Here is a 10266-nt window from a genome sequence, read left to right as displayed (position 1 = left end):
GGAAATAAATGAATATATAAATTATTACAATAATGACAGAATCAAGTCAAATTTAAACAAAATGAGCCCGATACAATATCGAACTCATTATTATCAAAATTAATTATAAATTTGTCCAAACTTTTGGGTTCAGTCTAATTTGCTCGGTTTTTTGTTGTCTTGACTTGTTGTGCCTGCTCTTGTTTATGGCTGTGAGGTCGGGAGACCATCGCAGAGCAATCCTGCTATTAATAGGGTTTGTTTTTTAAGGAACACTTCGTGCTGCAGGAAAACCCTATCAATTGACATAAGTGTTGATTTTTAGTTCGCTACTTTTTCAAGTTGTCCAACTTTTTTCCAGCTTGGGTCAATATTTAATGCAACTGCAACATAAATGTCTTTTCCATTACTTTTAAATGCAGTTCCTTTATTCATTTGTGCATTTACTTGGTCCGGAGTTAAATTGTACATTGCTCCAGTAATTGGGTCAATAATTATTCCAATTAGTCCTCCAAATAATATGTTTCCAATATACCAAGCGTTAAACTCTTTAGTCAATTTTGTTTGATAAGTTTGGTAACCTTCAAGTTTAATCATTACGCTATGTTCGCTTTTTCTCGCAAGTTTAATTTCAAATGGTGTTTTACCAACTTCAACTTCATCGATAAAAATGGTTGCTGTTGATGGATTACTTGAAAATTTTACGTTTTGTTTTGAGCCAGAAACGATTGTTGCACAACTTGTAGTTAATAATACAAGGGCCAAAGAACTAGAGATAATTGTTTTTCTCATTTTTAAATAAATATTAAGGATTAATTAATTTGTAGTTGATATTGTGATAATTTAGTTACATCTCCGTCAAAGTAGTAAAATTCGACTGTAATTCTATAACAAGAACTCCATAAATCAGGAGTCGATTTACTAATCACTTTAACAATATTTGCGCCATTTGTTCTTGCTAAATTTCTTGCGCTAATAAGGTTTGTGTCAAAACCACAATCTGTTGAAAATCCACTATCTCCAAATTTTGCAATTCCTATTTTTTTAGAGTTTTCAGGAACTTTATGTTCCATGTCTAAAAACGCAACTTTATTTTCGATTGTTAAAGGTTTTAGTTGTTCTGTAAAACTTGATTTAATATTTGCCCCGCAACTTACAAGCAAAAATATTGAAATTCCAAATAATAATTTTTTCATTTTTTTTTGTTTAATTGGTTCAATAATTCGATTTCATCTTTTTTTCTGTATCAATCCATTGTAGTAGTAACAGAAAAGGAAACCCACTAATTGATTTATTAAGTTAAATTTATTTTTCTAAAACTACTTAACATTTTATTAATACTTATCACCGATAAATGAATTTTTATTACCTATTTTTGACGAAAAACCACCGAAATATGAATACAATTATTGGTAATAAATTGAAAGAGTTGCGCAAATCCAACGGTTTTACACTTGAGGAGATTTCCGAACAATTGAATATCTCTCCTTCCACTTATTCTAGAATGGAAAAAGGAGAAACTGCTACTTGGACGACGATGATTGATAAAATTTGCAGTATTTATAAAATTGAACCCGAAGAATTATTGCTTTCTATGGAGAAATACCTAATTATTAACAACCATCAAGAAGAAGATTCTATTACTTTGGCAGGAAATACAATCAACAACCTTTCTGAAAAGATCATTGATTTGTATGAGCGAATGTTGTCTGAGAAGGATAAAAAAATTGAAGACCTAGAAAATAAATTGAAGACTTGTATACAAGTATGACTAGTAGCCAACCAAAGCAATTTACAGCAGAAACTTCACACCCTAATTGAAGATTCTCGGATGTTTAGTTGCCCATTAAGCACAATAGTTTGTGGCTTGAAAGTGGATGGATTTTCGATTTGGTCTATCAAAATTTTGGCTGCTTCACGCCCAATTTCTAAAGCAGGTTGCAAAACCGAAGTTAATGGCGGGTCTATAATTGCTCCCATTTTTGATTCGGTAAATCCTACAAAAGCGATGTCTTCAGGAATTTTGAAGCCTCTTTTTTTAAAAACTTGCATCGCACCAATAGCCGCAGGATCATTAGAAGCAAATATGGCATCTGGAATTTTACCGCTGTCAATAATTTCATATGCGACTCTTTTGCCATCCTCGATGCTAAATCCTGTGGGCATAATTTGTTCTTTTGTAACAGTTAATTTGTGCTTTGCGTGGGCGTCCAAAAAACCATTCATTCTATCATTGGTCAACGAAAGTGATTCTTTGCCTTTGAGATGGTAAATGTTTTTATAGCCTTGATTAATCAGATGTTCAGTAGCAAACATTGCCCATTTGTAATCGTTAAACAGTATTTTAGAGGAGGTTATCTCATTGCAAACTCGGTTAAAAAAAACAATTGGAAATCCAGAATTGATTAGGTTTTGATAGTAAATACTATTTTTAGTTTCACTACATTGCGAAATGATGATTCCATCTACCATACTGTCCTCGAGAGCCTTGACATTTTTTAATTCAGTGTCAAAATTTTCGTTAGACTGCGTAATTAATACTTGATACCCTTTTTCAAATAAAATTTCTTGGGCTCCAATAATTACTTGTGGAAAGAAACTATTCAAAAATTCTGGAACCACAATTCCTATGGTCAATGATCTTTTTTGCATTAATTTTTTTGCCATAGGATTGGGTCGGTATCCCATTTCTTTGGCTGTTTTTAAAATTAAATTTTTCGTATCTAATTTAATGTCACTTTTATCATTGAAAGCTCGAGAAACGGTGGCAATAGAAATATTTAATTTTTTGGCAATATCTTTAATTGTAATGTAAATCATTGCAGGTTCATTTTATGGTAGTTCAAATATAGTGTCTTTATTTTTATTTCAATAGTTTGCTAGATTCTTAATCTTGACTTAAACGGCAGATTATTTATAAACCCATACGATTAATTTATAGGATTAAACCGTTTTATTTTGACAAATACTTGAGTTTTTATATATTTACGAAAACGTTTCCGTTAAATATTTGGTCTTCGTAAACGTTTACGGTAATCTATTCTATAATTATCGAAATTTACAATAAAAAGCTGTTGTATTTTTACTTACTGTGATTTTTCACAAACAATTAAATTTAGTAGTGAAAACAATCAAATTAAAAATCCTGTAAACTCAGCTCACATATGAAAAACTTTGCCAAATATTTTATTGTTTTATTAACCTTATCTGGGACTACCCTTTTTGCACAAAACACAGTTTTAGTCGAAAACCAAAAGTTAACTATCGCTAATTTAGGGGGTGATAACTACACAATAGGTAGTAATGCCGCATTGCGAATTACCACTCCGCTTACAGCTAACGGAAAAGTGAATTTGATTAGTGATTCGGGTTGGCTTATCTTGGATGGTGTTTTACCGTCTCGTGCTCTCATTCTACATTTGGGTTACATCACGGTAAACGGACAGAAAGCAGTCAATAATGTAAACGTTCGTATTACCAATTATTTGCGAGGCTGTGTTATAATGCCTCATACACCCAGTTACGAAGCTTTATCTCTTTTTAAAGATATATCTTTTGCAGGCGATGAAATGAAATGTATTCCTTATAAATATTATAAAATAGCTGAATTAGGCAGTTTTGATAATGAAGTTTCTTCCTTTAAATTGAAGAAAGGGTATATGGCAACTTTTGCACAGAATGAAAACGGAACAGGCTATAGTAAAGTTTTTATAGCCGATGGTCAAGACATTCAAGTTAGTACACTTCAAGCGGGATTGAATAACCAAGTTTCTTTCGTTCGTGTTTTCCCTTGGCGATATACTGAAAAGAAAGGTATGGGTTGGAGTATAAAAAGTCCAATTCAAAGTTTGAGAGGCAGTTGGTTCTATAATTGGGGTCCAGCTACTGCCGAGGGCTTACTTGATATAGAATATGTTCCTATGAAATGGACTGCTTGGAATGCTAGCGATTCACAATGGCAAACAATATTGAATAATAACACGTCAAATCATCTTTTAGGATTTAATGAGCCAGATGCGGCAACTCAAGCTAATATGTCTTTAGACCTCATGCTTTTACGTTGGCCTAAAATGATGGAATCAGGAATGCGGTTGGGCTCGCCTTGTCCAGCAGGGAATAAACAATTATTATACGATTTTATTAAAAAATGTGACGAATTAAATTATAGAGTAGATTTTGTTACCCTTCACGACTACGGAGAGGGAACTGCACAACAATTTTACAATAACTGTAAGACGCTTCATGATAAAACTGGCCGACCTGTTTGGGTTACCGAGTTTAATTATGGCGGAACTTGGACGTCAGGTAAACCAACCTATGCTCAATCAGCCGCCAGAATTAAAGAAATTATAGAGCGGTATGATAAAGAAGGCATTATTGAACGATATGCGATATTCAATTTTGACGAAGTCGATCAAAATAGAGCTGTTTTCTATAATCCTGTCGAAGATTTAAAAATCACCCCATTAGGTGTTGCGTATCGTGACCAAACTTCGGTGATGGCCTTCAATCCATTGGAGCAAATAGATATTCCTTTTAAAATGGTTGCCCCAGTAAGTTTTAAAGGCACAAATACTGATGGAATAACAACCAAATTAATTTGGCAAAATTTTATCGATAATTCATTGGGTACTTTTAAGATAGAAAGGTCATTTAATGGTGGTGTATTCACACAGGTTGCTACTGTCAGTGGAACAAATAATAGTTACAATGATATTGTTGGAGATATTGGGTATGGAATATACACCTACAAAATTACAGCTATAAATGCTTTTATGGGAAATTCCGCAACTGTTTCTGCAACTGTAGATGTGAATTTGAGCGGAAAGCAAAACGTAGCACGTTTCAAAAACGTTGAAGTAAACTCAACAAACTCAGCCTCTTTTCCAGGAAAAAATGCTGTAGACGCCAATGTTGTTTCTGACGCAAGTCGTTGGGTGAGTAAAGCAGGTGTTTTTCCAGCTATTTTAGAAATTGATTTAGTAGATTATTATTTAGTCGACGAACTTGCGCTGTATTGTGGCTATGCTGGCTATAATAGTCCAATAACTAATTTTCAATTCCAGATTTGGGATGGCAAAAAATGGGTCGATGTTATAACAGAAACAGCAAACACCCAAGCACTATACAAGAAAAATTTCACCGAAGTCAAAACAAACAAGCTCCGACTATATGTCAACGCTATCGAAGGAAATGTAGTTAGACTTTTTGAAATTGAAGTATATGGTAATGAATTTAATACCTTAAGTACCCCTAAAATTAATTCTTATAAACATCAATTTAAAATTTATCCAAACCCAACGTCATCATTTATTAATATTGAGGGTAACGATGATGTAGAATCAATTGTGGTTTTTGATTTGAATGCTAAAGTTCTAATGAGAACTCAAGGATCAAAGAGTATTGATGTTTCACAACTTTCTGCAGGAACGTATGTAGTTAGTGTAAACGATAAAGAAACTTTTAAATTTATTAAGAAATAATTATTCTTATAGCCTAACAAATTAGGGTATCAAAATGCAATATGAAAAATTTAACCAGCTATTTTATTGTTTTGTTTACTATTTGTGGTTTTCAGCTTTTTGCTCAAAATGCTGTTTTAGTCGAAAACCAAAAGTTAACTGTCACTAATTTAGGCGGCGACAATTACACAGTAGGCAATAATGCAGAGTTGAGAATTACTGCACCAGTTTCGGGCAACGGGAAAGTGGATTTGGTAAGCGATTCGGGTTGGTTAATTTTAGATGGTGTTTTGCCGTCCGAGGCTATAGTATCGCATTTTAGTTATATCACTATCAATGGACAACCCGCTGTTAAGAATGTAAATACAAGAGTTACAAACTATTTGCGAGGATGTGCAATTATGGCACATTCACCTATATATGAAGCCTTAACACTTTACAAAGATGCCGCCTATACTGGTGAACAAATGAAATGTATTCCTTATAAATATTACAAAATTGCAGACTTAGGAAGTTTTGACAATACAGTTACTTCTTTTAAACTGAAGAAAGGGTATATGGCTACTTTTGCACAGAATGAAAACGGAACAGGATTTAGTAAAGTTTTTATTGCAGATGCCCAAGACATTGAAATCAGTACGCTTCAAGTAGGATTAAATGACAAGGTTTCGTTTGTTCGCGTTTTTCCTTGGATGTATTCCGATAAAAAAGGATTTGGATCAGGATTACCTGATTTTAAAAGAACAATCATACCTGTTAAACTAACAAATTCAGGATGGTTTTATCATTGGGGAACTACATCTGCGGAAGATTTAACAGATGTAGAATTTGTTCCAACGCGATGGAATGCCAAATCACTTACTGACACTAGATGGAAAGAAATTCTTGACATTAATTATTCAAGTCATCTTTTGGGTTTTAATGAGCCTGATGGTGCCGAACAAGCAAATATGACTTTAGACGAAATGCTTTTGTATTGGCCTAAAATGTTAGAATCAGGAATGCGATTAGGTTCGCCCGCGATGGCGAGTGACTTAAACTTATTGTATAGTTTTATTGATAAATGCGATGAACTAAATTACCGAGTTGATTTTGTGGCTATGCACGATTATGGCACTGGAACTGCTCAGCAATTTTACAATAAATGTAAAGCGATACACGACAGAACTGGCAGACCTATCTGGATTAAGGAATTCAATTGGGGTGGCACTTGGACTAGACCTACCCCAACTTATCCGCAAATTTCAGCACGTGTAGCTGAGATCATGGAAAAGTATGACACTGCAGGTATCATCGAACGGTATTCAATATTCAATTTTGATGAAACTGTAAATAATTTTGGTGGCGTTCAAAACAGAGCTGTTTTTGTTACTCCAGCAATACCAGACTATACATTCACTCCGCTAGGAATAGCCTACAGAGATAATGTTTCTCCAATGGCATTTAATCCTCTTGGACAAATTAACATTCCTTTAAAACTCGTTGCACCTCAAAATCTTACGATAACAAATAGTAATGGTAGAGTCAATAAATTAGTATGGAATAATTTTAATTTCACAGGTATAGGAAATCTATTTATTGAATGTGCGGATGGTGCTGGTACATTTGTCCCTATTGCACAAATTAATAGCAACACTATAAGTTACGACGATGATATATCCGCCACAGGCTTAATTAAATATACATATCGTATTTCTGTAAGAGAAACAGGATTCGCAAATTCGAAATCTGTTGTGGGTTCGATTGATTTGAGCACTAGTGTTGTCTTTAATGTAGCACTTAACAAACCAGCAACCGCAAGCAGTACTTTATCTACGCTTTATCCAGCGTCAAACGCAGTTGACGGAAATGCTACAGCCGATGCCAGTAGATGGGTAAATTCAAGAGGAGTAGTACCAGCAATTATTGAAATAGACTTACAAGATACTTACTTAATTAGCCGAATGAATGTTTACACTGGTTTATCAGGCTCTAATAATCCTCTAACAAGTTTTACCTTCGACTATTGGGATGAAAACACACAAAGCTGGACAGCTGCAGTTACCGAAACCAATAATGCGATAAGTGCCTATTCAAACACTTTTTCTGAAGTCAAAACCAATAAGGTTAGACTTCACATCAACGCAACAGCAGACAATACAGTTAGACTTTTTGAGCTTGAAGTGTATGGTAGAAGAATTAGTACATTGAGCACAGATGACTTTAGTGCGACTAATTTCATAATTTATCCTAATCCAACATCAAAATTACTTTTTTTGAGTGGGAACACAGCCATTGAATCATCAGAAATTTTTGAAGCAAACGGTAAGAAATTAATAGAAAAAAAGAGTGAAAACGTAGTTGATGTGTCACAACTTGCAGCAGGAATTTATTTTATAAAAGTAAATAACACAGAGACTTTCAAATTCATTAAAAAATAGTTTTTAAACGTAACAAATTTGTATTCCGATAAAACGTATGAAAAATTATAAAAAATATTTATTTATACTAGTACTCTTTTTTGGGCTTCAGCTTTTTAGTCAAAATTCGATTGTTGTTGAAAACACTAAATTGAAAGTTTCGAATTTGGGAGGAAACAATTATACTGTTGGCGCTAATGCCGAATTGAGAATCACCGATCCAGTTGCAAACAACGGAAAAGTAGACTTGGTCAGCGACTCAGGTTGGCTTATTCTAGATAACGTTTTGCCCTCAAGAGCCACTATTTTGCATTTTAGCTGGATTACCGTAAACGGACAAAAAGCAGTAAATAATGTCAATGTAAGAATTACAAACTATTTGCAAGGATGTGTAATTATTCCACACAGCCCAACATTTGAGGCGTTATCGCTTTTTAAAAACGATAATTTTGCTGGAGACGAAATGAAATGCATACCATTAAAATATTATAAAACTGCTGAACTGGGTGGTTTTGACAATACCGTTTCTTCCTTTAAATTAAAAAAAGGATATATGGCTACTTTTGCCCAAAATGAAAATGGAACAGGCTACAGTAAAGTATATATTGCAGAAAAAGAGGATGTTGAAATTAGTGCTTTACCCTTGGGATTGAATGATTTAACGTCGTTCGTTAGAGTCTTTCCTTGGCGGTATACAGGAAAAAAAGGCTTTGGTGCAGGATTTGTCGATTTCAATAGAAGTATAATACCTGCAAAGATAACAAAGTCAAGTTGGTTTTACAATTGGGGAGGCCCAACTTCGGAAAGTACGACAGACTTCGAATTTGTTCCTATGAAATCGTATGCGAGCTCGTTTACAGATCCCAAATGGCAGGAAATAAATAACGTCAATTACGCAAGTCACCTTTTAGGATATAACGAACCCAATAATCCTGGTCCGTTGAATATGACGGTCGAACAGCAATTAAAATACTGGCCAAAATTTATGGAATCAGGAATGCGTTTGGGATCTCCTGCACCTACTGATTGGGATGAGTTTTTTGAATTTATGGATAAGTGCGACGAATTGAATTACAGAGTCGATTTTGTTTGTATTCACGATTATGGCGATGGTACGGCAGAAGCTTTTTATAAAAATTGTAAAAGAGTTTATGATCGTACAAAAAGACCTATTTGGGTAACCGAATTCAATTGGGGCGGAAATTGGACAAAAACTCCTCGAACGTATGAAGAAAGTGCAAAACGAATAGCAGAAATAATAGACAGATACGATAAAGAAGGAATTATTGAAAGGTATGCTATTTTTAATTTTGACGAGGAATTAAATAGAGATGGTAACTTTCCGCTTAATAAATCTGTTTTTAAAACTCCAGCAATTCCAAATTATGAAATAACTCCAATTGGGATAGCTTATCGCGATCAAGTCACAACAATGGCATTTAATCCCGGTGAGCAAATAAATATTCCTTTTAAAATGGTACCACCTCAAAACCTAAAAGGGACTACTGTTGATGGCATCACTGTTACATTACTATGGCAAAATTTTATAGATAATTCAGCGGGTACTTTAAAACTAGAAAGATCATTTAATAGTGGCGCATTTTCATTAGTTGCAAATATAGAAGGAACAAACACTAGTTATGTTGATCCTGTTGGATCAATTGGCTACGGAAAGTACACGTATAAAATTACCTCAGTACATCCAGTTTACGGTAATTCAGTAACTGTTTCTACAATCGTTGATGTTTTGCCGGGTGGTAGACAAAATGTAGCACGTTTCAAAAATGTCACAGTAAGTTCAACTAATTCACCAGATTATCCGGGGAGACTTGCTGTCGACGATGATATCAAATCTGATGCAAGTCGTTGGGTTAGTAAAGTTGGTACTTTTCCTGCTACCCTAGAGATTGATCTAAAAGATTTTTATTTAGTAGATGAACTTGTTTTATATTGTGGCTATCAAGGTTATAATACTCCAATTACAAATTTTCAATTTCAATATTGGGATGGTGTCAAGTGGGTCGATGTAGTAGTTGAAACCAACAATATATTAGCATTGTACAGAAAAAGCTTTGCAGAAGTGAAAACTAATAAGCTACGATTGAATGTGAATTCAACAGCAGCAAATATAGTTAGACTCTATGAAATCGAGGTGTATGGAAAGGAATTTAATACACTTGAGGTCAATGAAAACGGCGCGTACATCAAACAATTTACAATTTATCCAAATCCAGCTGAGAACACCTTATTTATCGAAGGGAAAAATGAAATAGAATCAGTAGAAATTTTTGACATCAATTCTAAGGTTTTGATTTCAAAACACACTACTCGAACAGTTGATGTTTCAGAGTTATCCGCAGGAATCTATTTTATAAAGGTGAATAACACCGAGACTTTTAAATTCATTAAAAAATAATATTCAAAAA

At 34.0% G+C, this 10266-nt stretch carries 8 protein-coding genes; 5 read left to right on the top strand and 3 right to left on the bottom strand.

The annotated features are described in order from the left end of the window. The coding region (locus tag RMO83_RS15395; protein ID WP_310558274.1) for an IS3 family transposase at positions 1-103 on the top strand (103 nt) is incomplete at its 5' end. Between the two features lie 197 nt (positions 104-300). On the opposite strand, the gene RMO83_RS15390 is transcribed toward RMO83_RS15395, so the two are convergent. Next, positions 301-771 carry a PEGA domain-containing protein gene (locus RMO83_RS15390; protein ID WP_310560587.1) on the bottom strand — a complete coding sequence of 157 codons (471 nt, stop codon included), beginning with the start codon at positions 769-771 and terminating at the stop codon, positions 301-303. Between the two features lie 20 nt (positions 772-791). Further along, the gene (locus RMO83_RS15385) at positions 792-1175 is read right to left on the bottom strand and encodes a hypothetical protein (RefSeq protein ID WP_310560586.1); all 384 of its coding nucleotides are present in this window, start codon (positions 1173-1175) and stop codon (positions 792-794) included. Positions 1176-1375: 200 nt separating this feature from the next. On the opposite strand from RMO83_RS15385, the gene RMO83_RS15380 reads away from it, so the two are divergent. After that, the gene (locus tag RMO83_RS15380; RefSeq protein ID WP_310560585.1) at positions 1376-1750 is read left to right on the top strand and encodes a helix-turn-helix transcriptional regulator; all 375 of its coding nucleotides are present in this window, start codon (positions 1376-1378) and stop codon (positions 1748-1750) included. A 35-nt stretch (positions 1751-1785) separates the two neighbouring features. Here RMO83_RS15380 and RMO83_RS15375 read toward each other — a convergent pair whose 3' ends face one another. Beyond that, positions 1786-2799, bottom strand: coding sequence for a LacI family DNA-binding transcriptional regulator (locus tag RMO83_RS15375; RefSeq protein WP_310560584.1), 1014 nt, complete (start codon positions 2797-2799; stop codon positions 1786-1788). A gap of 344 nt (positions 2800-3143) precedes the next feature. Between RMO83_RS15375 and RMO83_RS15370 the strand changes: the two genes are divergently transcribed. Genes RMO83_RS15370 through RMO83_RS15360 form a run of 3 tightly spaced genes read left to right on the top strand, consistent with a single transcriptional unit; the run spans position 3144 to position 10256 of the window. Continuing rightward, complete coding sequence (locus RMO83_RS15370) at positions 3144-5462, top strand: glycosyl hydrolase (RefSeq protein ID WP_310560583.1); 2319 nt, start codon at positions 3144-3146, stop codon at positions 5460-5462. Between the two features lie 41 nt (positions 5463-5503). Continuing rightward, entirely contained in the window at positions 5504-7861 is a 2358-nt protein-coding gene (locus RMO83_RS15365) for a glycosyl hydrolase (protein WP_310560582.1), read from the top strand. A gap of 37 nt (positions 7862-7898) precedes the next feature. Next, positions 7899-10256 carry a glycosyl hydrolase gene (locus RMO83_RS15360; RefSeq protein WP_310560581.1) on the top strand — a complete coding sequence of 786 codons (2358 nt, stop codon included), beginning with the start codon at positions 7899-7901 and terminating at the stop codon, positions 10254-10256. Positions 10257-10266 lie beyond the last annotated feature (10 nt).

Source organism: Flavobacterium sp., assembly GCF_031423415.1.
Taxonomy (GTDB): domain Bacteria; phylum Bacteroidota; class Bacteroidia; order Flavobacteriales; family Flavobacteriaceae; genus Flavobacterium.
This window is presented reverse-complemented; position numbering and strand designations above follow the sequence as displayed.

Coding starts and splice junctions, on each gene's coding strand:
- RMO83_RS15390 (WP_310560587.1), bottom strand. CDS start 771: ATGAGAAAAACAATTATCTCTAGTTCTTTGGCCCTTGTATTATTAACT.
- RMO83_RS15385 (WP_310560586.1), bottom strand. CDS start 1,175: ATGAAAAAATTATTATTTGGAATTTCAATATTTTTGCTTGTAAGTTGC.
- RMO83_RS15380 (WP_310560585.1), top strand. CDS start 1,376: ATGAATACAATTATTGGTAATAAATTGAAAGAGTTGCGCAAATCCAAC.
- RMO83_RS15375 (WP_310560584.1), bottom strand. CDS start 2,799: ATGATTTACATTACAATTAAAGATATTGCCAAAAAATTAAATATTTCT.
- RMO83_RS15370 (WP_310560583.1), top strand. CDS start 3,144: ATGAAAAACTTTGCCAAATATTTTATTGTTTTATTAACCTTATCTGGG.
- RMO83_RS15365 (WP_310560582.1), top strand. CDS start 5,504: ATGAAAAATTTAACCAGCTATTTTATTGTTTTGTTTACTATTTGTGGT.
- RMO83_RS15360 (WP_310560581.1), top strand. CDS start 7,899: ATGAAAAATTATAAAAAATATTTATTTATACTAGTACTCTTTTTTGGG.